This is a genomic window from Pseudomonas sp. DF5 (assembly GCF_058148225.1).
In genome coordinates, this window is sequence record NZ_JBYVYM010000032.1 from 1 (window position 1) to 25,219 (window position 25,219).

Consider the following 25,219-nt stretch of genomic DNA (forward strand, 5'->3'; position numbering starts at 1 on the left):
GCCCCACCGCAGTCTGCCTAATAGACCGCGTTATCGTTCTTCGCGAGCAAGCTTCGCTCCTACAGGACCGTGTACGGCATTGCGATATTTAAGAGCTTTCGCACCCAGGCGACTGGCGTTATCCTTTATTTCATCAATATTGCCCCAGGGCGGCTAAATACGACCTTGAACGCACCCATAGAACCACATCGCTTCATCCTCGAGCCTTTCGAAGCTCGCCGCTTCGCCAATCTGTGCGGGCAATTCGACGAGCATCTGCGCTTGATCGAACAGCGCCTGACCATCGAGATCCGCAACCGCGGAAACCAGTTCGAACTGATCGGCGAGCCCAAGCACACCACCTCCGCGGAAAACCTCCTGCGTCGCTTGTACCGGGAAACCAAGGGTACCGAGCTGTCGCCAGACATGGTTCACCTGTTCCTGCAGGAATCGGCCGTCGAGGAGCTGGACAACCACTCCCCCGCCGAACCGTCCGTCGCCTTGCGCACCAAAAAAGGCATGATTCGCCCTCGCGGTTCGAATCAACTGCGCTACGTGAAGGAAATCCTCGGTAACGACATCAATTTCGGCATCGGCCCTGCCGGTACCGGCAAGACCTATCTGGCTGTTGCCTGTGCGGTAGACGCACTGGAACGCGAGCAGATTCGTCGCATTCTGTTGGTGCGTCCGGCGGTTGAAGCGGGTGAAAAACTCGGCTTCCTGCCCGGCGATCTGTCGCAAAAAATCGACCCGTACCTGCGCCCGCTCTACGACGCGCTCTACGAAATGCTCGGCTTCGAATATGTCGCCAAGCTGATCGAGCGTCAGGTCATTGAAGTCGCGCCACTGGCCTACATGCGCGGCCGCACGCTGAACAATAGCTTCATCATCCTCGACGAAAGCCAGAACACCACCGTCGAACAGATGAAGATGTTCCTGACCCGGATCGGCTTTGGCTCCACGGCGGTCATCACCGGTGACATCACCCAGGTCGACCTGCCACGCGGCACCAAGTCCGGGTTGCATCATGTGATCGAAGTGCTCAAGGACGTTCCGGGCATCAGCTTCACCCACTTCCAGCCCAAGGACGTGGTGCGCCATCCGCTGGTGCAACGCATTGTCGAGGCGTACGAGCGCTTCGAAAATCGCGCTGCCGATGCCGCGCCAAAGGACACCCCACGCGATGCTTGAGCTTGATCTGCAACTGGCGAGCGACGCACCTGCCCCGAGTGAAGCCGAGTTCCGTCAATGGTGCGAACTGGCCCTGCGCCAGCGCACCGCCGACTCCGAGCTGACCATTCGTCTGGTCGATGAAGAAGAAGGCCGAGAACTCAATCACACCTGGCGGCAGAAGGATTACGCCACCAACGTGCTGTCATTCCCGGCCGACGTGCCGGACGAGTTGCTGGATATCCCGTTACTGGGCGATCTGGTGATCTGCGTGGCCGTGGTCGAGCGCGAAGCCGCCGAACAAGGCAAGGCACTCAACGCCCATTGGGCGCATCTGGTCATTCACGGCTGCTTGCATCTGCTTGGTTACGACCATATAGATGACGATGAAGCCGAAGAAATGGAAGCACTGGAACGAACGTTGCTTGCAGAATTGGGTCATCTAGACCCTTACGCGGACGACGAAACAGACACATCCCCTATCGTTACAACAAAGGATTCAGAGTAATCGCTATGAGCGAAGATCGATCGAGCAACGGGCAGAAGTCTTGGCTGGGTAAGCTCACCCAGGCTTTTGCCCACGAGCCGAAGAACCGCCAGGAGCTGCTGGAGCTGCTGCGCGATGCACACCAAAACAAGTTGCTGGACAGCGAAGCGCTGGCCATCGTCGAAGGCGCCATCCAGGTTGCAGACCTGCAAGTACGGGACATCATGGTCCCGCGCTCGCAGATGATCAGCATCAAGGCGACCCAGACACCTCGCGAGTTCCTGCCCGCCGTGGTCGACTCGGCCCACTCCCGCTACCCGGTGATCGGCGAAAGCCACGATGACGTGATGGGCGTGTTGCTGGCCAAGGACTTGCTGCCGTTGATCCTCAAGGAGAACGGCGACAGCTTCAATATCAAGGACCTGCTGCGCCCGGCCACCTTCGTGCCCGAGTCCAAGCGCCTGAATGTGCTGCTGCGCGAGTTCCGCGCCAACCATAACCACATGGCCATCGTCATTGACGAATACGGCGGCGTGGCGGGTCTGGTGACCATCGAAGACGTGCTCGAACAGATCGTCGGCGACATCGAAGACGAGCATGACGTCGAAGAAGACAGCTACATCAAGCCGCTGCCCAGCGGTGACTTCCTGATCAAAGCCCTGACGCCGATCGAGAACTTCAATGAGTTCTTCGACAGCGAATTCTCCGACGACGAGTTCGACACTGTCGGCGGTCTGGTGATGAGCGCGTTCGGACACTTGCCAAAACGCAACGAAATCACTGAAATCGGCTCCTATCGCTTCCGCATCCTGAACGCTGACAGTCGTCGGATTCATCTGCTGCGTTTGACACCTATCGCCCGGTAAAAATTAAGGAAAGAAATGCGCTGGATGACCCGCCCCGGCTGGCCCGGTAACCTGCTGGCCGTGGTGGCCGGTGCACTCACCACCCTGGCCCTGGCGCCATTCGATATCTGGCCGCTGGCATTGCTGGCGGTCGGATTCTTCTATGCCGGTTTGCGCGAACTGAGCCCCCGTCAGGCCTTGGGCCGTGGCTGGTGTTTCGGTTTCGGCCTGTTTGCCGGCGGAACCAGCTGGATCTACTACAGCATTCACAACTTCGGCGGCGCATCTGTACTGCTGGCCGGGTTCTTGATGCTGCTCTTCACCGCAGCGATTGCCTGGTTCTTCGCCCTGCCCGCCTGGATTTGGGCGCGCTGGCTGCGCCGTAACGAAGCGCCGCTGGCCGATGCCCTGGCGTTTGCGGCGTTGTGGGTGGGTCAGGAAGCCTTTCGCGGCTGGTTCCTCACCGGTTTCCCGTGGCTGTATTCCGGTTACAGCCAGCTCGACGGCCCATTGGCCGGGCTCGCGCCGGTCGGCGGAATGTGGCTGATTTCCTTCGCGCTGGCCCTGACCGCCGCACTGATCTACAACACACCGCGCCTGATTCGCACCGCTCGCAAGGGCTTCATTGCTGCTGGCGTGTTGCTGCTGGCCGGCCCGTGGGTGATCGGCATCGCGCTCAAACAGCATGCCTGGACCAGCCCTTCGGGTGCGCCACTGAGCGTCGCGGCGATTCAGGGCAACATCGAACAAAGCATGAAATGGGACCCCTCGCAGATCAACGCGCAGCTGGCGCTGTACCGCGACATGAGTTTCAGCTCCAAACCCGTCGACCTGCTGATCTGGCCGGAAACAGCGGTCCCGGTGCTCAAGGAGTCCGCCGAGGGCTATCTGGACATGATGGGCAGCTTCGCTGCAGATCGTAAATCCGCGCTGATTACCGGCGTGCCGATTCGCCAGGAAGTCCATCACGAGAAGCGCTACTTCAACGGCATCACCGTTGTCGGTGAAGGTGATGGCACTTACCTGAAGCAGAAACTGGTGCCATTCGGTGAATACGTTCCGTTGCAGGAAGTCTTGCGCGGCCTGATTGCGTTCTTCGACCTGCCAATGTCCGACTTTGCCCGCGGGCCTGCCGATCAACCGCTGTTGCAGGCCAAGGGTTATCAGATTGCGCCATACATCTGCTATGAAGTGGTCTACCCGGAATTCGCCGCCGGCCTCGCCGCCCGCAGCGATTTGCTGCTGACCATCAGCAACGACACCTGGTTCGGCACCTCGATCGGCCCGTTGCAACACTTGCAGATGGCGCAGATGCGCGCACTGGAAGCCGGCCGCTGGATGATCCGCGCCACCAACAACGGCGTGACCGGCCTGATCAATCCGTTCGGCCAGATCACCGCCCGGATCCCGCAGTTCGAGCGTGGCATTCTGTACGGCGAAGTCGTGCCGATGCATAACCTGACGCCGTATCTGCAATGGCGTTCGTGGCCGCTGATCATCATTTGCGTGCTGTTGTTTGGCTGGGCGTTGATGGCCAACCGGATGGCGAAGACCGTTTAACCCGGCAGGATCATTCCCATGCACTGGCGTGGGAATGATCACTCCTCAACGGGCTCGCCTCGATAGAACAGCCAATACCCGACCTGCCCCACCGCCTCATTCATCAACTGCCCCGACTGCCAGATCGATTTGAATTCCGGCATCCAGCCGCCCAGTGGCCGGGCATTGTCCACGCCTAAAAACCCCACCGGCGCCGGCACCACCTCAAATCCGGCCTGCTCAAAGCTCCAGACCGCCCGCGGCATATGCCACGCCTGAGTCACGACTACCACCCGCTTGATCCCCTGCGGCAACAACACCTGAGCGCTGAACTGCGCGTTTTCCCAGGTTGTGCGGCTGCGCCCTTCCTGCCAGCGTACGGTCACGCCAAAATCATCGAGCAACGAATCTGCCATCAGCTGCGCTTCAGTCGGCGGTGTTCCGTAATGCAGTCCGCCGCTGGTCAGAATCGGCAAGCCAGATGCCTTGGCCAGACGCGCAGCATAACGCTCGCGTCCAAGACCTACGCCGGTGGGCTGGTCAACGCCCCAGGCAAGGTCGCCACGCTCGCGTCCCGAACCCAGCACCACGATCGCATCGGCGCGCTGGCCCAAGGTGGCCCATTCCTCGCGTACGAGCGGCGGCTCACGCTCCAGAGCCCGGGCACTCCACTCCACCATCACCGGCAGGCTCATCAACCAGAAGCCGCCCACGCCCAGGACAAAGCACACTCCCGCCAGCCTCGGCCTTGAACGGCGCCACCACCAGGCGAGCACCAGTAACAGCAAAAGAACGCCGGGCGGCAATAGAAGTTGTTTAATGAAATAACGAAAAGGCATCGGGCATCTCCAAAGATGCCCGAAGCCTAAGTGGGTTAACGCAATGCGACAACAAATGCGGAAGGACTTTATTTCAAAAAACCATATGCGATGGTTTCAAGTGTCCTTACTTGAACTGCAGAGACCGGACCTTTACCGCGCCTCCGCCGGGTGTCTTATCCTTGAGCCAGAGGATCTTGGCCGTACGTGGTGCCTCGAGTTGCTTCATTGCTGCAGACAAGCATCCGTGCGTTTCACGTTCACTGCGGTCCAGATAGGCCTTGACCAGTTCAAACTCTGCGGGGGTCAACCCACGCAGTTCCAGCTCCAGGGGACGCTCGTCGCGAAGCCGTCCAGCGGTTTTGGCCGCGTCCAGGGCCATTGCGAGACGGTCGATCAGTCTTTCGTACAACTCCGGCTTTGTAGCTTTTTGCTGTGAATCAACCATCCATCACCTCATTGAAGATAAGACTCACTCCCCTTTTAGAGCTTAGCTTCGCTGAAAAAACCGGCTGAGCGCCGCGACCAACGGCCCTCGGGGCGGGAATGGGTCGCGCCCTTGCGTGTAATCAGGGTTTCCCTCGGTAGAGTGCCGTCATGTATGCTACGGCGCTTCCTGTAACTCCACTTCCAGCTCGGCTGGGCAGCGAAACGCCGATTTGGCGTCAACACCGTCCAGCGTTGCATTGAAGAGGATTAGGCCACCCCTATTCAGTTCAAAAGTAGCCATGCACGAACAATATCAGCCCCGTGAAATCGAAGCCGCCGCCCAGTCGTTCTGGGACGAGCAAAAGTCCTTTGAAGTCAGTGAACAGCCAGGCAAGGAGACTTTCTACTGCCTGTCGATGTTCCCTTACCCCAGCGGCAAGCTACACATGGGGCACGTGCGCAACTACACCATCGGCGACGTGATCTCCCGCTACCAGCGCATGCAAGGCAAGAACGTCCTGCAACCCATGGGTTGGGACGCCTTCGGCATGCCGGCGGAAAACGCCGCGATGAAGAACAACGTAGCGCCCGCCAAGTGGACCTACGAAAACATCGCCTACATGAAAAGCCAGCTGCGTAGCCTGGGCTTGGCGGTGGACTGGTCGCGCGAAGTGACCACCTGCAAGCCCGATTACTACCGCTGGGAACAATGGCTGTTCACTCGCCTGTTCGAAAAAGGCGTGATCTACAAAAAAAGCGGCACCGTGAACTGGGACCCGGTCGACCAGACCGTTCTGGCCAACGAGCAAGTGATCGACGGTCGCGGCTGGCGTTCCGGCGCGCTGATTGAAAAGCGCGAAATCCCGATGTACTACTTCAAGATCACCGCTTACGCGGATGAGCTGCTGGAGAGCCTCGACGAACTGACTGGCTGGCCTGAACAGGTCAAGACCATGCAGCGCAACTGGATCGGCAAATCCCGCGGCATGGAAGTTCAGTTCCCGTACGACGTCGCTTCCATCGGTGAAGCCGGCGCGTTGAAAGTCTTCACCACCCGTCCGGATACCCTGATGGGCGCAACCTACGTTGCCGTGGCCGCCGAACACCCTCTGGCTGCCCTGGCGGCGCAGAACAACCCTGAACTGCAAGCGTTCATCGCTGAATGCAAGGGCGGCAGCGTTGCTGAAGCCGACGTCGCCACTCAAGAGAAAAAAGGCCTGCCGACCTCGCTGTTCGTCGAGCACCCGCTGACCGGTGAGAAACTCCCGGTATGGGTCGCCAACTACGTGCTGATGCACTACGGCGATGGCGCGGTCATGGCGGTTCCGGCGCACGACGAGCGTGATTTCGAGTTCGCCCACAAGTACAACCTGCCGATCAAGTCGGTGGTGCGCACCAGTTCAGGCGATACCAACCCGGCCCCGTGGCAGGACGCTTACGGCGAGTACGGCACGCTGATCAACTCCGGCGAGTTCGACGGTCTGGACTTCGCAGGCGCTTTCGACGCCATGGAAGTCGCACTGATCAAGAAAAACCTCGGTGCCTCGCGCACCCAGTTCCGCCTGCGCGATTGGGGCATCAGCCGTCAGCGCTACTGGGGCTGCCCGATCCCGATCATCCACTGCAATACTTGCGGTGATGTGCCGGTCCCGGAAGATCAACTGCCCGTGGTGCTGCCGGAAGACGTCGTTCCGGATGGCGCCGGTTCGCCGCTGGCGCGCATGCCCGAGTTCTACGAGTGCGCTTGCCCGAAATGCGGCGCACCGGCCAAGCGTGAAACCGACACCATGGACACCTTCGTCGAGTCGTCGTGGTACTACGCCCGTTACGCCTCGCCGCACTTTGAAGGTGGCCTGGTAGAAAAATCGGCGGCCGACCACTGGTTGCCAGTGGATCAGTACATCGGCGGCATCGAACACGCGATTCTTCACCTGCTCTACGCGCGCTTCTTCCACAAGCTGATGCGCGATGAAGGCCTGGTAAGCTCCAACGAGCCGTTCAAGAACCTGCTGACCCAAGGCATGGTGATCGCCGAGACTTACTATCGTCGCGAAGCCAACGGTGCCTACACCTGGTTCAACCCGGCGGACGTCGAACTCGAACGCGACAGCAAGGCCAAGGTCATCAGCGCCAAGCTGATCGCTGACGGCCTGCCGGTGGAAATCGGTGGCACCGAGAAGATGGCCAAGTCAAAGAACAACGGCGTTGACCCACAGTCGATGATTGACCAGTTCGGCGCAGACACCTGCCGCCTGTTCATGATGTTCGCCTCGCCACCTGACATGAGCGCGGAGTGGTCTGACTCCGGAGTAGAAGGTTCGCACCGTTTCCTCAAGCGTGTCTGGCGCCTGGCTCAAGCGCACGTTACTCAGGGCCTGCCGGGCAAACTGGACGTCGCCAGCCTGAACGATGAACAGAAAGCCATTCGCCGTTCGATCCACCAGGCCATCAAGCAGGCCAGCCACGACGTCGGCCAGAACCACAAATTCAACACCGCCATCGCCCAGGTGATGACGCTGATGAACGTGCTGGAAAAAGCCCCGCAAGGCACCGAGCAGGATCGCGCGCTGATTCACGAAGGTCTGGAGACCGTGACTCTGCTGCTGGCCCCGATCACCCCGCACATCAGCCATGAGCTGTGGCATCGCCTGGGTCACGCCGATCCGGTGATCGACGCCGGTTGGCCGGTGCTGGACGAAAGCGCCCTGGTACAGGACAGCCTGCAACTGGTCATTCAAGTGAATGGCAAGCTGCGCGGCCACATCGAAATGCCGGCCAGCGCCAGCCGCGAAGAGGTCGAAGCTGCCGCACGGGCCAACGAAAACGTCCTGCGCTTCGTCGATGGCCTGACTATCCGCAAAGTGATCGTAGTGCCCGGGAAACTGGTCAATATTGTCGCCAGCTAAAAATTGGATCGGGCGCCGGGCGAGCCTGGCGCCGAGTAAAACCTTTCGGGCCGGTTGACCGGCCCACATGGTTTCAAGGGGAGCAACAAGATGATCAAACGCAATTTGCTGGTGATGGGCCTTGCAGTCCTGCTGAGCGCCTGCGGTTTCCAGCTGCGTGGCACCGGCACCACCGAACTGGCGTTCAAGGAACTCGACCTGAGCGCGCGTAACGCCTACGGCGAAACCGTGACGCAATTGCGTCAGGTACTGGAAAGCAGCGGTGTCAGGGTCTACAGCGGCGCACCTTACAAGCTGGTGCTGACCGATGAGCAGGAAAACCAGCGCATCCTCAGCTATGCCGGTGCTGGCCGTACTGGCGAGTATCAGGTGAACACCGTGCTCAATTACGACATTCGTGGTCGGGGTGACCTGCCACTGCTGAGCGACAAGCTTGAAGTGCAGAAGGTATTCATCCACGACGGCAACAACCTGGTAGGTTCCGACCAGGAAGCCAACGATGCCCGCCGCGAGACTCGTCGTGAGCTGGTTCAACGCATGATGCTGCGCCTGCAACAGCTGACCCCGACCCAGTTGGAACAGCTGCAACAGACTGCCGACGCCCGGGCCAAGGCTGAAGCCGCCGCGCTGGAAGCGGCGCAGAAGGCTGAAGCGGAGACTCCGCGTCAGTCGCCTGTCGAACTGCCGAAGCAGTAAGACTTACGGGGCGCTCAGGCGCCCCGTTCGCCTCTTCTTATGAAACTCGCCCCCGCCCAACTCGGCAAACACCTGCAAGGCGCTCTTGCGCCGGTCTACATCATCAGTGGCGATGACCCACTGCTGTGCCAGGAAGCCGCCGACGCGATTCGCGCCGCTGCTCGTCAACAAGGTTTCGATGAACGCCAGGTCTTCGCCGCTGACGCCAGTTTCGACTGGGGTACGCTGCTGCAGGCTGGCGCAAGCATGTCGCTGTTCGCCGAAAAACGTCTTCTGGAACTGCGCCTGCCCTCCGGCAAACCCGGTGACAAAGGCGCCGCCGCGCTCATCGAGTATTGCTCGCGCCCGGCAGAAGACACGGTGCTGCTGATCAGCCTGCCCAAGCTTGATGGCAGTGCGCAGAAAACCAAGTGGGGCAAGGCGCTGGTCGAAGGCCCGCAGACCCAGTTCGTTCAAATCTGGCCCGTGGACACCAATCAGTTGCCGAGCTGGATTCGTCAACGACTGTCCCAGGCCGGGCTTTCCGCCAGCCAGGACGCCGTCGAACTGATCGCAGCCCGAGTCGAAGGCAATTTGCTGGCTGCTGCCCAGGAAATCGAAAAGCTCAAGTTGATGGCCGAAGGCGGCCAGATCACCGTCGAAACCGTGCAAGCGGCAGTGGCCGACAGCGCGCGCTTCGACGTCTTCGGCCTGACCGACGCAATCCTCAACGGCGAAGCCGCTCATGCCCTGCGCATGCTCGAAGGGTTGCGCGGCGAAGGCGTCGAACCGCCGGTGATTCTTTGGGCACTGGCCCGTGAACTGCGCCTGCTGGCCAACCTGTCGCTGCAATACAGCCAGGGCGTGCCGCTGGACAAAGCCTTCAGTCAGGCTCGACCGCCGATCTGGGACAAGCGCAAACCGCTGATGAGCAAGGCACTACAACGCTACTCGGCGCAACGCTGGGCGCAATTGCTGCTTGAAGCACAGCGCATCGACGCGCAAATCAAAGGCCAGGCGGCGGGTTCACCCTGGATGAGTTTGAGCCGGTTGACGTTGTTGATGGCTGGGCAGAGATTGTCGTTGCCTGCAGAGTAAGGCTTTCTACGGTTTTCCCGCAAATGCGCCCGAAACCTCCTACATATCGTAGGGACTAGACAGAACCCCAACTTCGGCCGATGATTTGTCCCGCAAAATCCACTCACTTGCGAGAGATCATCATGAGCAAAAAGCCATCCAAACATGGCCCCAACAAAGCCAAATCCATCATCGCCCAGCCACTGTTCCGCAGCCGTCAGGAACGAGCCGGCAAGGGCAAAGGCAGCTACCGCCGCGAAGCCTTCCAGTCTAATAACTGGGAGGCTTCTTACTTTCTGGCGGCCTGAAAGGCAAGCCATCGCTCAACATGTTAAGGTCTGCACCTGATTCGTATCCTCTGGACCCGTGCATGCCCCTTTGTCTTTCCCGTCGTTGGCACCTTCGCCAATTGATAGCTGCCTCCAGCCTCGTTCTGCTTGTCGCCTGCGCGGAAAAACCCACCGCCGCCGACGCCCAGCCACTTCAGACCCGCACCGTTGCCACGGCTCCCGCGGTCATTCCGCCGGTGGTTCCAACCGGTGAGGATCTCGACATCCAGCCCACCCAGACCTTTGCCGAATGGCAGGCGGGTTTTCGCAAAGACGCCCTCGCCGCCGGCATTCGCGCCGACCTGTTCGACCGCGCCTTTGCCAATGTCAGCGTGGACCCCAGCGTGATCCGTGCCGACCGCAGCCAGCCGGAATTTACTCGGCCGGTGTGGGAATACCTCGATGGCGCGTTGTCGCCGTTGCGGGTGCGCAAAGGTCAGGGGCTGGTCAGCCAGTACGCCGATATCCTGCAAAGCATTGAACAGCGCTATGGCGTCGATCGCCAGGCATTGGTCGCGGTGTGGGGTATGGAGAGTAACTTCGGTCAGTTCCAGGGCAACAAGTCAGTGATCAACTCCCTGGCAACCCTGGCCTACGAAGGTCGACGCCCAGGCTTTGCTCATGCGCAGCTGATCGCTGCCCTGCAAATCCTGCAACAGGGCGATATTGAACCCGAGAAAATGCTCGGTTCCTGGGCCGGCGCCATGGGCCAGACCCAGTTCATCCCGACCACCTACAACACCCACGCCGTGGACTTCGACGGCGATGGCCGCCGTGACATCTGGAACAGCGCCGCCGATGCACTGGCTTCGACCGCGCACTACCTGCAAAGCTCTGGCTGGCAGAAAGGCCAGCCCTGGGGCTTCGAAGTACAACTGCCGAGTGGTTTCAATTACGTCCTGGCCGATGGCACGATCCGCAAGAGCGTCGCCGAGTGGCAGCAACTGGGGGTCACCCTGCCCAATGGTGGCCAGGTTCCAGCCGGGGCCGAACACCTGTCGGCCGCCCTGCTGTTGCCGGCTGGTTATCGCGGCCCGGCATTCCTGATCTTCGATAACTTCCGCGCAATCCTCAAGTACAACAACTCTTCGTCCTATGCCCTGGGCGTGAGCCTGTTGTCCGAGCGTTTCAATGGCGGTGGACTGATCAACGGTCTATGGCCAAAGGATGACTTGCCGCTGAGCCGTACCGAGCGAATCGAACTGCAAACCCTGCTGAGCGCCCGGAACTACGACGCCGGCACCCCCGACGGAATTATCGGCGCCAATACCCGCAAAGCAATCCGCAGCGCGCAGCAGTCGTTTGGCTGGCCGGCGGATGGGTATCCAACGCACAAGTTGCTGGAAGGTTTGCGTAACCGCTAAAAGCAAAAGATCGCAGCCTTCGACAGCTCCTACAGGGTTTTGTATACACCTGCAGGAACTGCCGAAGGCTGCGATCTTTTTTTGCGATGTGTTGTTACTTGATCACCACATCCTGCTCCAACACCAACGTCTTGCTCCCCGCATCCAGCCTGACCAGTGCCCCCATCGGCAACGTCAAGTTCGGGTCGCAATGCCCACTGCGCCATCCGGCCAGCACAGGTATGCGCAACGGCGCGAAGGTCTGCCTGAGCAAGCCCTCCAACGCGATTGTGTCCACGCCCGCCACATCCCCCACCAGAACCCCACGCAACTTGTGCAGCGTGCCGGCCAGACGCAAGTGGGTCAGCAGCCGATCAATGCGATAAAGCGGCTCGTTGATGTCTTCGATGAACAGGATGGCGCCCTCGGCATCGATCTCGTAAGGCGTGCCCATGGTCGCGGCGATCATCGACAGATTGCCCCCCAGCAAGCGCCCGTGTGCGACACCTGGCTCGACGGTCGTCAACGGATAAGCCTCCGGGTGCGCCAGTACGCTGTCCGTCGCCACCTGCCCGCGCAACATGTTGAAAAACGAAGACTCGGTGGGCTTCCGCTTGTCGCCCAGCAGGTCGGCATTGAGCATCGGACCGTGAAACGTCACGAAGCCTGCATAACGGCTGATAGCCAGATGCAGTGCGGTGACGTCGCTGTAGCCGATGAACGGTTTGGCGTTGTTACGCAGTAATTCGAAATCGATACGATCGAGCAAACGCGGCGTACCGTAACCACCACGCAAACAGATGATGGCGTTGACCTCGCTGTCGGCAAATGCTGCGTGCAAGTCATTGAGCCGCACATCGTCGCTACCGGCCAGATAGCCGTCTTTCTCGTAAACGCCGGGGAACACTCGCAGCGAATAGCCGCGAGCGCGCATCCAGGCAATGGCTTTATCGGTGTCCAGTGCTGCGGGGCCGGCAGGCGCAATAACGCCGATCACCCCTTCCGCCGGCAAGGCCGGAACAGGAGCGTGAGGACAAAGGGTGTGGGTCGGTCGAGCAGTCATCCATGATTCTCCCTGTGTGATCGCTTCAGCACACAGTAGTCAGGAACAGGAATAAACAAAAGAGGTGTGCAGTCGTACCACGGCTTGCAGGAAAAGACTGAAGCGGATGTGGACACCGCCAATGAAAACGCCCGCAAGGCTTAACCTTGCGGGCGTGTTCTTTTCTCAGCGCGGTATCAGGACGACATCAACTCGGCCTTGACCAGCTTCGCCTGCTCGTCGGCGTGGTACGAGGAGCGTACCAGCGGGCCGGAAGCGACGTTCTTGAAGCCCATCTTGTAACCTTCCTCGGCAAACCAGGCAAAGGTGTCCGGGTGCACGAAGCGCTGGACCGGCAGGTGGCTGCGGGACGGTTGCAGGTACTGGCCCAGGGTTAGCATATCGATGTCGTGTTCGCGCATGCGCTTCATGACTTCGATGACTTCTTCGTCGGTTTCGCCCAGACCCAGCATCAAGCCAGACTTGGTCGGAATGTGCGGCATCATTTGCTTGAAGCGCTGCAGCAGGGTCAGCGACCACTGGTAATCCGACCCCGGACGCGCAGCCTTGTACAGGCGCGGCACGGTTTCCAGGTTGTGGTTGAACACATCCGGCGGCTCGGCGGCAGTGATTTCCAGCGCGACATCCATGCGGCCACGGTAGTCCGGGACCAGGGTTTCAAGCTGCACGTTCGGCGACAGCTTGCGGATTTCGCGGATGCAGTCGGCAAAATGCTGAGCACCGCCGTCACGCAGGTCGTCGCGGTCTACCGAGGTGATAACCACGTATTTCAGTTTCAGGTCGGCGATGGCGATAGCCAGGCTTTCCGGCTCGTTCACGTCCAGAGGCTTCGGACGACCGTGGCCAACGTCGCAGAACGGGCAGCGACGGGTGCAGATGTCGCCCATGATCATAAAGGTCGCGGTGCCGCCGGAGAAGCACTCGCCCAGGTTCGGGCAGGATGCTTCTTCGCAAACGCTGTGCAGCTTGTGTTTGCGCAGCAGGGCCTTGATGCGGTCGACTTCCGGGGAAACCGGGATGCGCACGCGAATCCAGTCAGGTTTCTTCGGCAGTTCGGTGGTCGGGATGATCTTCACCGGGATGCGTGCAACCTTCTCGGCGCCGCGCAGCTTGACGCCGGCTTCAACCTTGGCACGCGGGGCCGGACGTTCGGTGACATCGAGCGTCGGGATCATGGTTTGCACTGCATCAGTAGTCATATCAATCGATTCCGCCCGTTAGGGTCGTCTGCTCAGCATAGTCGAGGTGTTTGACGAGCTGCGCGCGCAGCCGGGCACTTACCTCGGCAAATTCAATCGGTCCTGCGTGATCGCGCAGCTGGGTCATCGCCAGCCCGGCATAGCCGCAGGGATTAATCCGTCGAAACGGTTCCAGGTTCATATCCACGTTCAGGGCCAGGCCATGAAAGGAACAACCGTGGCGGATCCGCAGACCCAAGGACGCGATTTTCGCGCCATCGACATACACACCCGGTGCATCCGGCTTGGCGGATGCGGTCACGCCGTAACTGGCCAGCAACTCGATCAGGCACTGCTCCATGCGGCTGACCAGGTCACGCACGCCGAACCCCAGCTTGCGCACATCCAGCAACAGGTAGGCCACCAACTGGCCCGGACCGTGGTAGGTCACCTGCCCACCGCGGTCGACCTGCACCACCGGAATATCGCCTGGCAGCAACAGGTGCTCAGCCTTGCCGGCCTGGCCCTGAGTGAACACCGGGGGGTGCTCGACCAGCCAGATCTCGTCGGCGGCATCGCTGCCGCGTTCGTTGGTGAAGCGTTGCATGGCATGCCAGACCGGCTCGTAAGCCATCTGGCCAAGTTCGCGAAAGCCCAGCGTGCCAGGCATCACAGCACCATGTGCACGAAGCCGGTAGCCCGCAGTTCGCTGTTGATGTTGTACAGCTGGTCCTGGTCGGTGGCGACGATGTGCAACTGAATCGTGGTGTACTTGCCGTTGGTGCTTTGGCGCTCATCAACGCGGTCATGGTTGATCGTCGCGTGTTTCTTGACGATCTCGATGATCTTGTCTTTGTTGCCCACACCCGTATCGCTGATCACCTTAACCGGGTAATCAACGTTGGGGAATTCGATCTTAGGCGCCTTTACTTCGGTATCGGTCATGGCGTAACGGCCTCGTAAGCGTAAGCCGTGGCGACAGCAAGGCCCCACGCCGGATCAGCGTGGGGCCATGCAGGTGCACACTATCAGTTGAACAAGCCGTAGAAGAATAGACGGATGCTATCCCACATGCGGCGGAAGATACCACCCTCGTCGACTGCGTCCAGAGCGATCAGATCGGCGCTGTGCACCACTTTGTCGTCCAGTTTCACTTCGACTTTACCGATCACGTCGCCCTTGGCGATGGGTGCAACCAGTTGCGGGTTCATGGTCATGCTGGCAGCAAGCTTCTTCAGCTGGCCTTTTGGCAAGGTCATGGTCAGGTCTTCAGCCAGGCCGGCCTTGACTTGATTGGTGGTGCCTTTCCAGACAGGTGCCTGAGCCAGCTCGGCGCCTTTCTGATAGAAGGTCTGGGTTTCGAAGAAGCGGAAACCGTAAGTCAGCAACTTCTGGGTTTCGGCAGCACGAGCCACTTCGCTGTTGGTGCCGAACACCACGGCGATCAGGCGCATGCCATCACGTACGGCCGAAGACACCATGCAGTAGCCGGCTTCGTCGGTGTGACCGGTTTTCAGACCGTCGACTGTCTTGTCGCGCCACAGCAGCAGGTTGCGGTTAGGCTGCTTGATGCCGTTCCAGAAGAACTCTTTCTGCGAGTAGATCGCGTAGTGAGCCGGGTCTTCGTGGATGATTGCGCGAGCCAGCACGGCCATGTCGTGAGCCGACGAGTAGTGCTCAGGGTTCGGCAGACCGGTCGGGTTCATGAAGTGGGTGTTGGTCATGCCCAGATCAGCAACGGTTTTGTTCATCAGGTCGGCGAATGCGTCTTCGCTGCCGGCGATGTGCTCGGAGAGCGCAACACTGGCGTCGTTGCCCGACTGAATGATGATGCCGTGCAGCAGGTCGCTGACGGTAACTTGCGAGCCGACCTTGATGAACATCCGCGAACCGCCGGTACGCCAGGCGTTCTCGCTGACGGTCACCGGATCGTTTTCGCCGATCTGGCCACGACGGATTTCCAGGGTCGCGATGTACGCGGTCATCAGCTTGGTCAGGCTGGCCGGCGGCAGACGCTGGTCACCGTTGTTCTCTACCAGCACGTTGCCGCTGCTGGCGTCCATGAGTACGTAGGCCTTGGCGGCCAATTGCGGTGGCGACGGCATCATCTCGACCGCGAAAGCCGCGGGTGAGAGAAGCAGCGGGACTAGCAGGCACAGGCGTTTGGCAAAGGTGGTGATGTTCATCCGTCTCTCGAAATCGCTAATGGAAACTGCCCTAGGGCAAAACTAATCAGACAACTTTTGAAAAAGCTGTCACGTGTTCAGTTGCTCACTCTGTAACCCTTGCCGGGCTTTTGTTCTTCAACGAGCCAACAACCCGGTTCGCCCCCCAAACTGCAAGCGAACCGTCAATCAAGTACTACGTGTTACTCGGCGCTGACCAGGCTCGGCGAGCCGAGATTGGCCAGCCGCACGCTGTTCTGCACCTGCTGGATTTCACCCGCAGAGCCGATCGGCCCCATGCGCACCCGATGCAGTGTCTGCTGGTTACGCACGATCGAGCTGATGAACACCGGAGCGCTCACCATCCCGCTGAGCTTCGATCTCAGGAGCTCTGCAGCGTCCGGGTTGGCGAACGCGCCCACCTGCAGATACTGGCCAGAGGCTGGTACAGAAGCGTTTTTTTTTGCATCGATCTGCACGGGCACAACGGCCGCGGCGTGTTGCTGCGGCGGCGGTGTCCATTGCTCGACGGTGCCGGTGGAAGCGGTCACGGTCGGCGCGGCATTTTGCGCCACTTGTGGCTCGTTGAGCATCAAAGGTGCCGGACGACCTTTCTGCGCCCACCATTCTTGCGGGTCGATGCCTTCGACCTTGACCCGCGCCGTGCCGATTTCAGCGTAGCCAAGCTTCTTGGCGGCAGCGTAGGACAAGTCGATGATCCGGTCCGAATAGAACGGCCCACGGTCATTGACCCGCAGTATCACCGTCTTGTTGTTGTCCAGGTTGGTCACCCGAACGTAACTCGGCAGTGGCAAGGTCTTGTGGGCGGCGCTCATGCCGTACAGGTCATACACCTCACCGTTGGCAGTGTTCTGGCCGTGGAACTTGGTGCCGTACCAGGACGCCGTGCCCGACGCGACGTAGGTCTTGGATTCCTGCAGCGGGAAGTAGGTCTTGCCCAGCACGGTGTACGGGTTGGCTTTATAAGGACCGCTGTGCAGGGTCGGCGTGGCATCCGGGATGCGCGATACGTCGACGTCCCACCAGGGTGCGCCATCCTTGTGCGCCCGGTTGATGTCCAGGCCGGGGGCCGAACGAACGGCGGTGGAAGACTTCTGAGTCGGTGAGCGGCTGGTCGAACAACTGGCGACCAGCACCGCCAACGCGGCGAATGCCATGAGCTTCAGGGGTTTATTCATAGGCAATGCCCGCATTACTTGACGCCCCGTGCTTGGACCAGCTGTTCAGACAGTTGATGTACGGCCATGGCGTACATCACGCTGCGGTTATAACGCGTGATCGCGTAAAAATTCGTCAGGCCCATCCAGTATTCAGGGCCATTATCACCTTCCAGGCGGAAAGCCGTGACCGGCATATCATCGCGCAGCGCATCATGACTCGACCAGCCCAGCGCCCGCAACTCCCCGACGGTTTTCGTCGGTTCGATGCCTGCCGTCAACCCGTCGTCCACCTGATCGCCACGCGCATCGGCACGGCTGACCACAGGTTCGCCGGCAACCCAGCCGTGTTGCTTGAAATAACTGGCGACGCTGCCAATGGCATCATCGGGGTTGGTCCAGATATTAATGTGGCCGTCCCCGTCGAAATCCACCGCGTAGGCGCGAAAACTGCTCGGCATGAATTGCGGCAAGCCCATGGCTCCGGCGTAGGAACCTTTGAGGGTCAACGGGTCGACTTGCTCTTCACGGGCCAGCAGCAGGAATTCACGCAATTCCTTGCGGAAGAAATCGGCACGGGGAGGATAGTCGAAACCCAGGGTCGACAAGGCGTCGATCACCCGATAATTACCGGTATTGCGGCCAAAAAAGGTCTCGACGCCGATAATCGAGACGATCACCTGCGCCGGCACACCATATTCCTGCTCGGCGCGGGCCAGTACCGCTTCGTGCTGACGCCAGAAGTCCACGCCACGGGCGATGCGCGCGTCGGTGATGAACATCGGGCGATATTCTTTCCACTGCTTGACGCGTTCGGCGGGTTTGGAGATCGCGTCCAGAATCGACTGTTTGCGCTCGGCTTCGCGGAACACGCCCATCAGCTGTTCACCGGCAAAGCCGTAGTCACGGGTCATTTCACCAACGAACTCGGCTACCTGCGGTGAGCCTTCGTAATCGCCAGCCAATGCTTCCTGCACGGAACCAAGGATGCTCACCAGGCCGACCCACGGTGCGTATCGAGTCGCCCAGCCACGCATTACTTGCATTGAAATCTTCACCTTATTCAAACCTGTGCGATCCACTTACGATGGGTATGGATCGACATCAAAACCCCAAACGCTGACAGTAGCGTCACCAGCGAAGTTCCTCCGTAGCTAATGAACGGCAACGGCACCCCCACCACCGGCAACAGGCCACTGACCATACCGATGTTGACGAAAACGTAAACAAAAAACGTCATGGTCAGGCTGCCCGCAAGCAATTTGCCGAACAACGTCTGGGCCTGGGCGGTAATCACCAGCCCGCGACCGATCAACAGCAGGTAAATCAGCAACAGCGCGCAGATACCGACAAGACCGAACTCTTCACCCAGCACCGCAATAATGAAGTCGGTGTGGCTTTCTGGCAGGAAGTCCAGGTGCGACTGGGTACCGAGCAACCAGCCCTTGCCGAACACGCCACCGGAACCGATGGCCGCTTTCGACTGAATGATGTTCCAGCCCGTGCCCAGCGGATCACTCTCGGGGTCGAGGAAGGTCAGGATTCGCTGCTTTTGATAGTCGTGCATGATGAAGAACCACATCGCCACGGCCACCGGCACGGCGGCGGCGATCACGCTGAGGATCCAGCGCCAGCGCAGGCCGCCCATGAACAGCACGAATGCGCCCCCGGCGAGAATCAGCAACGAAGTGCCAAGGTCGGGCTGACGCACGATCAGAATGAACGGGACACCGATCAGCACCAGACTGATCCCCACGTGCTTGAGCTGGGGTGGCAACGAACGCTTGGCCAGGTACCAGGCGATGGTCGCCGGCATCAGGATCTTCATGAATTCCGAGGGCTGGAAGCGGATCACCCCAGGGATATTGATCCAGCGGGTGGCCCCCATGGCGTTATGGCCCATGACGTCCACCACCACCAGCAAGATCACGCCGACCACATAGCCGAGCGGCACCCAGCGGGCCATGAAGCGCGGTTCGAACTGGGCGATGACGATCATCGATACCAGGCCGATGCCGAAGGAAGTGGCTTGCTTGGCCAACAGATCCCAGCTCTTGCCGCTGGCCGAATACAGCACGAACAGGCTGCCGGCGGCGAGGGTCAACAGCAGGATCAGCAACGGGCCGTCGATGTGCAGGCGTTGCAACAGCGTCGCACGGCGACGCATCACATCCTCGCTTGAGAGCATGCGATCGAAATTATTCTTCACGGGCCGTAGCCTCCGCACTGATAGGGCTGGCGTATTCGGCTTTCAGTCGGCCGTCCTGATCGAGGAGCCAGGCGTCCATCACTTGACGCACCACCGGCGCGGCGACGCCGGAGCCGGACTCGCCGTTCTCGACCATCACCGAGACCACGATTTTCGGGTTGTCGGCCGGCGCGAAGCCGACGAACAAGGCGTGGTCGCGGTGGCGCTCCTGCACCTTGGAGCGGTCGTACTTCTCGCCCTGCTTGATCGCGACCACCTGGGCCGTACCACTTTTGCCGGCGATCCGGTATTGCGCGCCGATCGATGCCTTGCGCGCCGTGCCCCGGGCACCGTGCATCACCTGCTGCATGCCGTGATTGACCTTGGTCCAGTCCGACGGGTCGCGCAGGATAATGTCCGGCATCGGATTCTCATCCTTCGGCTTCTCGCCCTCGATAGTCTTGGCCAAGTGCGGACGATTCCAGACACCCTTGTTGGCCACCAGTGCCGTGGCCTGCGCCAGTTGCAACGGGGTGGACTGCATGTAGCCCTGACCGATCCCCAGAATCAGCGTCTCACCCGGGAACCAGGCCTGACGACGGGTCACGCGCTTCCATTCCCGTGTCGGCATCAGCCCCGGCGACTCTTCAAACATGTCCAGGGAGACCTTCTGGCCAATGCCGAATTTGCTCAGGTAGGACGACAATCGATCGATCCCCAGCTTGTGCGCCAGATCATAGAAGTAGGTGTCGTTGGAACGCATGATCGCCGTATCGAGATCGACGAAGCCGTCACCGGTACGGTTCCAGTTGCGGTACTTGTGATCGTAATTGGGCAGCATGTAGTAGCCGGGGTCGAACACCCGGGTCGACGCCGTGACCACGCCCGCATCCAGGCCGGCAATCGCCACCGCCGGCTTGATGGTCGAGCCCGGCGGGTACAGACCGCGCAGCACGCGGTTGAACAGTGGCCGGTCGATGGAGTCGCGCAGTTCGGAGTAGGCCTTGAAACTGATGCCGGTGACGAACAGGTTCGGATCGAAACTCGGCTGGCTGACCATCGCCAGCACTTCGCCGGTCGCCGGATCCAGCGCCACGACCGCGCCACGGCGACCGCCGAGTGCGGCTTCGGCGGCTTCCTGCAATTTGATGTCCAGGCTCAGGACGATGTCCTTGCCGGAAATCGGTTCGGTACGCTTGAGTACCCGCAGCACGCGGCCACGGGCGTTAGTCTCGACTTCTTCGTAACCAACCTGACCGTGCAATTCGGGCTCGTAGAAGCGCTCGATGCCGGTTTTGCCAATTTGATGGGTGCCGCTGTAACTCACCGGGTCCAGAGACTTGAGCTCTTTCTCGTTGATCCGCCCCATATATCCCACCGAGTGCGCAAAGTGCGCGCCCTGCGGATAGTGACGAACCAGCTGTGCCACCACCTCCACACCCGGCAGACGGAACTGGTTCACCGCGATGCGGGCGATCTGCTCTTCGGTCAGCTCGAACAGGATCGGCACCGGCTCGAACGGCCGACGCCCCTGACGCATGCGCTTCTCGAAGATCACCCGGTCCTCGGGCGTCAGCTCAAGCACTTCGACGATCACGTCGAGCACTTGCTGCCAGTCACCGGAGCGTTCGCGGGTCATGCTCAGGCTGAAGCTGGGCCGGTTGTCGGCCACCACCACGCCATTACGGTCGAAGATCAGCCCGCGAGTGGGCGGAATCGGCTGCACATGGACGCGGTTGTTTTCCGACAGGGTCGAGTGGTACTCGTACTGGATCACCTGAAGGAAATACAGCCGCGCGATCAGCACGCCGATCAGCGTCACCACCGCAATAGCCCCGAACACGACGCGACTACGCACCAGACGGGCGTCTTTTTCGTGGTCCTTGATGCGGATCGGCTGGGACATGAGGGCAGAACTACTTGTGATAAGGGTGGCCGGACAGCACTGTCCAGGCACGATACAGCTGTTCGCCGATCAGAATCCGCACCAACGGGTGCGGCAACGTCAACGGCGACAACGACCAGCGTTGATCCGCCCGGGCACAGACTTCCGGCGCCAGCCCCTCGGGGCCGCCGACCATGAAATTCACCGTGCGCGAGTCCAGCCGCCAGCGATCGAGTTCAACCGCCAGTTGCTCGGTGCTCCAGGGCTTGCCGTGGACTTCGAGGGTGACAACGCGCTCGTTCGGCCCGACCTTGGCCAGCATGGCTTCGCCTTCCTGACGGATAAAGCGCGCCACGTCGGCGTTCTTGCCGCGGGTGTTGAGCGGAATTTCCACCAGTTCCAGCGCCAGCTCGGACGGAAGACGCTTGGCATATTCATGCCAGCCTTCTTCCACCCACTTGGGCATGCGTGAACCGACGGCGATCAGTCGCAGTCGCACAGCGTTCCCTTATTGCTGGTCTTTGTTGAGCTTGGTGAAATGCTCATGAGTGTTCTCAGGGCTGTGGTGTGCAGCACTGGCAGAACGGCTTTGCTCGGCACCGAGCCACAGGCGTTCCAGGTCATAGAACTGGCGAGCCGAGGCGGTCATCATGTGCACGATGACGTCGTCCATGTCCAGCAGGACCCAGTCGCTGTCGCCCTTGCCTTCTTCACCCAGCGGCTTGACGCCTTGGGCCTTGACCGCTTCGCGGACCTTGTCCAGCATCGCGCCGATCTGGCGGTTGGACGTACCGGTGGCGATGATCATGTAGTCAGTGATGCTCTGCTTTGCACGAACGTCGATCACCTGGATGTCCTGGGCCTTCACGTCTTCCAGGGCCGCTACGGCAACCTTGACCAGCTCTTCGCCGGCCAGTGGCGCGCCAGTTGGCGCTTCTACAGGCAGCGGAGCGCTCTTGAATGTGCCTTTGCGCTTTACTTTGCTTACGTCTTTGTCAGTCATATAAAACTCGTTTTGCTCGTATGTTCGGGCGCTTCGATACACGCATTCACGTGCCTTGAAGCGCGCCCTTTTTCAGTTCGACGCACGGTAAAGTCCGTGCGCATCGATGTAGGCCAGGACCGCGTCGGGCACCAGGAAACGTACCGACTTACCGCTGGCCAGCAGTTGACGGATCTGGGTGGCGGATACCGCGAGCGGTGTCTGCCAGACGAATGCAATCTGTCCGCTCGGCCCTTTGAGGGCCAGCGGGTCGCTCACCGAGCGCGCTGCCAGCAGGTTGCGCAAGGCATCCGGCGGTTCGCTGTCGGCATCCGGGCGTTGCAGCACCAGGATGTGGCAATGCTGGAGTAACTCTTCCCAGCGATGCCAAGTGGGCAGGCCGCAAAATGCGTCCCAGCCCAAAAGCAGAAAAACCTGGTCTGAAGCGGCAAGTTCGGCGCGCATCAGTTCCAGGGTGTCGATGGTGTAGGACGGTTTGTCCCGCTGCAATTCGCGGGCATCCACCACCAACGGCGCCACACCGGCCACCGCGCACTTGACCATCGCCAGACGGTCCTTCGCCGATACTTGCGGCTTGTCCCGATGGGGCGGCCTGGCACTGGGTGTCAGACGCAACTCATCGAGCGCCAGCGATTCGGCGACTTCCAGCGCACCGCGCAAATGGCCGATGTGCACCGGGTCGAAGGTCCCGCCCAGTACGCCAATGCGTCGAGGTCGGGGCTCGCTGGCGGTCACCGGGGCTGACGGGTCGAGGTCGCCCAAGTCAGAGCGACTCCTGACCGCGCAGCTGACCGTCACCGACCACGATGTACTTCTCGCAGGTCAGACCTTCGAGGCCCACCGGGCCGCGGGCGTGCAGCTTATCAGTAGAAATGCCAATCTCGGCACCCAATCCGTATTCGAAGCCATCGGCGAAGCAGGTCGGGGTGTTGACCATCACCGAGGACGAATCGACTTCAGCCACGAAACGCCGGGTATCGGCCAGGTTTTCGCTGACGATCGAGTCGGTGTGATGGGAGCCGTACTGGTTGATGTGCTCGATGGCCTGATCCAGCCCGTCGACCACGCGAATCGAGAGGATCGGCGCCAGGTATTCGGTGGTCCAGTCTTCTTCGGTGGCCGCGACGGCCTCGATGATCGCCCGGGTGCGCTCACAACCGCGCAGTTCGACGCCTTTTTCGCGGAACTGGGCAGCCATCGCCGGCAGAAACTCTTTGGCGACGGCTTGATCGACCAACAGGGTTTCCATCGCGCCGCAGATGCCGTAACGGTAAGTCTTGGCGTTGAATGCGATGCGCTGGGCTTTCGGCAGATCGGCGTGGGCACTGACGTAGACGTGACAGATGCCGTCCAGGTGCTTGATGACGGGCACGCGGGCATCGCGGCTGACCCGTTCGATCAGGCCACGGCCGCCACGGGGCACGATGACGTCGACGTATTCGGGCATGGTGATCAGCGCGCCGACGGCGGCACGGTCGGTGGTTTCGACCACTTGCACCACCGCGGCCGGCAGATCGGCCTCGGCCAGGCCGCGCTGGATGCAGGCGGCAATGGCGCGGTTGGAGTGAATCGCTTCGGAGCCGCCACGCAGGATGGTCGCGTTGCCGGACTTCAGGCACAGGCTGGCAGCATCGATGGTCACGTTAGGCCGGGACTCGTAGATGATCCCGATCACGCCCAACGGCACGCGCATCTTGCCGACCTGAATGCCCGACGGCCGGTAACTCATGTCGCGGATCGCGCCGACCGGGTCCGGCAAGGCCGCGACCTGACGCAAACCGACGATCATGCCGTCGATGCGCGCCGGAGTCAGCGCCAGGCGCTCCAGCAGGGCCGGCTCAAGACCATTGGCACGGCCGGCGGCCAAATCCAGTTCATTGGCTGCGGACAGCTCGGCGCGCGCAGCATCCAGCGCATTGGCGGCCGCCTGCAAGGCGCGGTTTTTCTGCGCGGTGCTGGCACGGCCGATCACGCGGGAAGCTTCGCGGGCGGCGCGACCCAAACGGGTCATGTAGTCAAGAACGGACTCAGTCATGGTCTGTAATGGTCTTTGCTAGGCTTGGTAAAGAATAAAGCGGCAGATTATAGCTGTCGCGCCCCCCGACTAACAGCGGTGACGGGCGGATGGTCGAAATGGAGAGCAATTTGCCGACGTTCAGCCGTGATTAAGCCGCATATTGTTATCATCACGACTCAATCAGCCCTGATAAACGCTGTTCATCATGACTAATCTGACCGTTCGCACCGCCGACACACGCATGCCCAAGGCGCTGCCGGATGCATTTTTCGACCGCGATGCCCAAACGCTGGCCCGGGATTTACTGGGGAAAATTATCCGTCACCGGGTCGACGACCTGTGGCTCAGCGCCCGGATTATCGAGACCGAAGCCTATTACTGCGAAGAAAAGGGTAGCCACGCCTCCCTGGGCTACACAGAAAAGCGTAAGGCTTTGTTTCTGGATGGTGGCCACATCTATATGTATTACGCCCGCGGCGGCGATTCCCTGAACTTCAGTGCCCAAGGTCCGGGCAATGCGGTGCTGATCAAATCCGCCTATCCATGGGTCGATGAACTGAGCGGGCCAGCCAGCCTGGCGCAGATGCTGCTGAACAATCCCGACGCCCAGGGCCGCCCTCGCCCCTCACAAAAGCTGTGCGCCGGGCAGACGTTGCTGTGCAAGGCGCTGGGGCTGAAGGTGCCGGTCTGGGACGCCAAGCGCTTTGACCATGAAGTGCTGCTGGTGGAAGACATCGGGCCTGCGCCCGGCCACATCATCCAGACCACACGTCTGGGCATCCCCCAGGGGCGCGACGGACATTTAATGTACCGCTTCGTCGATGCGGCTTACGCGCCGTACTGCACACGCAACCCGTTGCGTCGGGGTCAGGTCGAAGGACGCGATTATTTTTTGCTGACTTGAAACATGCCCGGGCAAACGGGAATCCCAGTGAAAGCGGTCTT

25 protein-coding genes are annotated in these 25,219 nt (G+C 60.6%); 10 read left to right on the top strand and 15 right to left on the bottom strand.

The features are described from left to right. Nucleotides 1-165: 165 nt before the first annotated feature. Genes AC30D7_RS24625 through lnt form a run of 4 tightly spaced genes read left to right on the top strand, consistent with a single transcriptional unit; the run spans nucleotide 166 to nucleotide 4,041 of the window. On the top strand, nucleotides 166-1,170 hold the full coding sequence (locus AC30D7_RS24625; protein WP_490135827.1) for a PhoH family protein: 1,005 nt from the start codon (nucleotides 166-168) through the stop codon (nucleotides 1,168-1,170). Then, on the top strand, nucleotides 1,163-1,657 hold the full coding sequence (gene ybeY / locus AC30D7_RS24630) for an rRNA maturation RNase YbeY (RefSeq protein WP_490135828.1): 495 nt from the start codon (nucleotides 1,163-1,165) through the stop codon (nucleotides 1,655-1,657). The genes AC30D7_RS24625 and ybeY overlap by 8 nt, the downstream gene beginning before the upstream one ends. Nucleotides 1,658-1,662: 5 nt before the next feature. Next, nucleotides 1,663-2,502 carry a CorC family transporter gene (locus AC30D7_RS24635; protein ID WP_490135829.1) on the top strand — a complete coding sequence of 280 codons (840 nt, stop codon included), beginning with the start codon at nucleotides 1,663-1,665 and terminating at the stop codon, nucleotides 2,500-2,502. A 15-nt stretch (nucleotides 2,503-2,517) separates the two neighbouring features. Continuing rightward, nucleotides 2,518-4,041 carry an apolipoprotein N-acyltransferase gene (lnt, locus tag AC30D7_RS24640; RefSeq protein ID WP_490135830.1) on the top strand — a complete coding sequence of 508 codons (1,524 nt, stop codon included), beginning with the start codon at nucleotides 2,518-2,520 and terminating at the stop codon, nucleotides 4,039-4,041. Between the two features lie 38 nt (nucleotides 4,042-4,079). Here the strand turns inward: lnt and AC30D7_RS24645 are convergent, their stop codons facing one another. Together AC30D7_RS24645 and AC30D7_RS24650 are read right to left on the bottom strand one after the other, a co-directional pair. Beyond that, nucleotides 4,080-4,859, bottom strand: coding sequence for a YdcF family protein (locus tag AC30D7_RS24645; RefSeq protein WP_490135831.1), 780 nt, complete (start codon nucleotides 4,857-4,859; stop codon nucleotides 4,080-4,082). 106 nt (nucleotides 4,860-4,965) lie between these two features. Next, nucleotides 4,966-5,286, bottom strand: a complete 321-nt coding sequence (locus AC30D7_RS24650) for a hypothetical protein (RefSeq protein WP_019650894.1) — start codon at nucleotides 5,284-5,286, stop codon at nucleotides 4,966-4,968. A 280-nt stretch (nucleotides 5,287-5,566) separates the two neighbouring features. Here AC30D7_RS24650 and leuS point away from each other — a divergent pair, with 280 nt between their 5' ends. From leuS to AC30D7_RS24675, 5 genes are all read left to right on the top strand, one after another. Further along, on the top strand, nucleotides 5,567-8,173 hold the full coding sequence (gene leuS, locus AC30D7_RS24655) for a leucine--tRNA ligase (RefSeq protein ID WP_490135832.1): 2,607 nt from the start codon (nucleotides 5,567-5,569) through the stop codon (nucleotides 8,171-8,173). A 90-nt stretch (nucleotides 8,174-8,263) separates the two neighbouring features. Further along, nucleotides 8,264-8,869: an LPS-assembly lipoprotein LptE gene (locus AC30D7_RS24660; protein ID WP_490135833.1), complete on the top strand. Its 606-nt coding sequence runs from the start codon at nucleotides 8,264-8,266 to the stop codon at nucleotides 8,867-8,869. A gap of 39 nt (nucleotides 8,870-8,908) precedes the next feature. Continuing rightward, entirely contained in the window at nucleotides 8,909-9,946 is a 1,038-nt protein-coding gene (gene holA / locus AC30D7_RS24665) for a DNA polymerase III subunit delta (RefSeq protein ID WP_490135834.1), read from the top strand. Between the two features lie 122 nt (nucleotides 9,947-10,068). Next, nucleotides 10,069-10,233, top strand: coding sequence for an alternative ribosome rescue factor ArfA (arfA, locus tag AC30D7_RS24670; protein ID WP_477800438.1), 165 nt, complete (start codon nucleotides 10,069-10,071; stop codon nucleotides 10,231-10,233). A 62-nt stretch (nucleotides 10,234-10,295) separates the two neighbouring features. Continuing rightward, a complete protein-coding gene (locus AC30D7_RS24675) occupies nucleotides 10,296-11,618 on the top strand; it encodes a lytic murein transglycosylase (RefSeq protein ID WP_490135835.1) in 1,323 nt (440 codons plus the stop codon). A gap of 94 nt (nucleotides 11,619-11,712) precedes the next feature. Here the strand turns inward: AC30D7_RS24675 and AC30D7_RS24680 are convergent, their stop codons facing one another. The 13 genes from AC30D7_RS24680 to AC30D7_RS24740 all read right to left on the bottom strand — a co-directional run bounded on the left by AC30D7_RS24680 (nucleotide 11,713) and on the right by AC30D7_RS24740 (nucleotide 24,292). Then, nucleotides 11,713-12,660 (bottom strand): S66 peptidase family protein, encoded by a 948-nt coding sequence (locus tag AC30D7_RS24680; RefSeq protein WP_490135836.1) that lies wholly within the window; start codon nucleotides 12,658-12,660, stop codon nucleotides 11,713-11,715. A gap of 176 nt (nucleotides 12,661-12,836) precedes the next feature. Further along, complete coding sequence (gene lipA / locus AC30D7_RS24685) at nucleotides 12,837-13,859, bottom strand: lipoyl synthase (protein ID WP_007946663.1); 1,023 nt, start codon at nucleotides 13,857-13,859, stop codon at nucleotides 12,837-12,839. A gap of 1 nt (nucleotide 13,860) precedes the next feature. Beyond that, complete coding sequence (gene lipB / locus AC30D7_RS24690; protein WP_007937425.1) at nucleotides 13,861-14,508, bottom strand: lipoyl(octanoyl) transferase LipB; 648 nt, start codon at nucleotides 14,506-14,508, stop codon at nucleotides 13,861-13,863. Then, a complete protein-coding gene (locus tag AC30D7_RS24695) occupies nucleotides 14,508-14,783 on the bottom strand; it encodes a DUF493 domain-containing protein (RefSeq protein WP_003215438.1) in 276 nt (91 codons plus the stop codon). Before AC30D7_RS24695 ends, lipB begins: the two co-directional genes overlap by 1 nt. Before the next feature lie 83 nt (nucleotides 14,784-14,866). After that, nucleotides 14,867-16,024 (bottom strand): D-alanyl-D-alanine carboxypeptidase family protein, encoded by a 1,158-nt coding sequence (locus AC30D7_RS24700; protein ID WP_018925757.1) that lies wholly within the window; start codon nucleotides 16,022-16,024, stop codon nucleotides 14,867-14,869. A 182-nt stretch (nucleotides 16,025-16,206) separates the two neighbouring features. Further along, entirely contained in the window at nucleotides 16,207-17,217 is a 1,011-nt protein-coding gene (locus AC30D7_RS24705) for a septal ring lytic transglycosylase RlpA family protein (RefSeq protein WP_026286382.1), read from the bottom strand. Continuing rightward, on the bottom strand, nucleotides 17,217-18,227 hold the full coding sequence (gene mltB / locus AC30D7_RS24710) for a lytic murein transglycosylase B (protein WP_490135837.1): 1,011 nt from the start codon (nucleotides 18,225-18,227) through the stop codon (nucleotides 17,217-17,219). Before mltB ends, AC30D7_RS24705 begins: the two co-directional genes overlap by 1 nt. Before the next feature lie 17 nt (nucleotides 18,228-18,244). Beyond that, entirely contained in the window at nucleotides 18,245-19,348 is a 1,104-nt protein-coding gene (rodA, locus tag AC30D7_RS24715) for a rod shape-determining protein RodA (RefSeq protein WP_050438283.1), read from the bottom strand. Between the two features lie 31 nt (nucleotides 19,349-19,379). Beyond that, nucleotides 19,380-21,275, bottom strand: a complete 1,896-nt coding sequence (gene mrdA / locus AC30D7_RS24720; protein WP_490135838.1) for a penicillin-binding protein 2 — start codon at nucleotides 21,273-21,275, stop codon at nucleotides 19,380-19,382. Between the two features lie 10 nt (nucleotides 21,276-21,285). After that, on the bottom strand, nucleotides 21,286-21,753 hold the full coding sequence (gene rlmH, locus AC30D7_RS24725; protein WP_007937439.1) for a 23S rRNA (pseudouridine(1915)-N(3))-methyltransferase RlmH: 468 nt from the start codon (nucleotides 21,751-21,753) through the stop codon (nucleotides 21,286-21,288). Between the two features lie 9 nt (nucleotides 21,754-21,762). Then, complete coding sequence (rsfS, locus tag AC30D7_RS24730; protein ID WP_490135839.1) at nucleotides 21,763-22,257, bottom strand: ribosome silencing factor; 495 nt, start codon at nucleotides 22,255-22,257, stop codon at nucleotides 21,763-21,765. A gap of 72 nt (nucleotides 22,258-22,329) precedes the next feature. Then, nucleotides 22,330-23,019: a nicotinate-nucleotide adenylyltransferase gene (nadD, locus tag AC30D7_RS24735; protein ID WP_018925751.1), complete on the bottom strand. Its 690-nt coding sequence runs from the start codon at nucleotides 23,017-23,019 to the stop codon at nucleotides 22,330-22,332. Nucleotide 23,020: 1 nt separating this feature from the next. After that, nucleotides 23,021-24,292 (bottom strand): glutamate-5-semialdehyde dehydrogenase, encoded by a 1,272-nt coding sequence (locus AC30D7_RS24740; RefSeq protein WP_490135840.1) that lies wholly within the window; start codon nucleotides 24,290-24,292, stop codon nucleotides 23,021-23,023. 187 nt (nucleotides 24,293-24,479) lie between these two features. Between AC30D7_RS24740 and AC30D7_RS24745 the strand changes: the two genes are divergently transcribed. Continuing rightward, nucleotides 24,480-25,178 (top strand): DNA-3-methyladenine glycosylase, encoded by a 699-nt coding sequence (locus AC30D7_RS24745; RefSeq protein ID WP_490135841.1) that lies wholly within the window; start codon nucleotides 24,480-24,482, stop codon nucleotides 25,176-25,178. Nucleotides 25,179-25,219 lie beyond the last annotated feature (41 nt).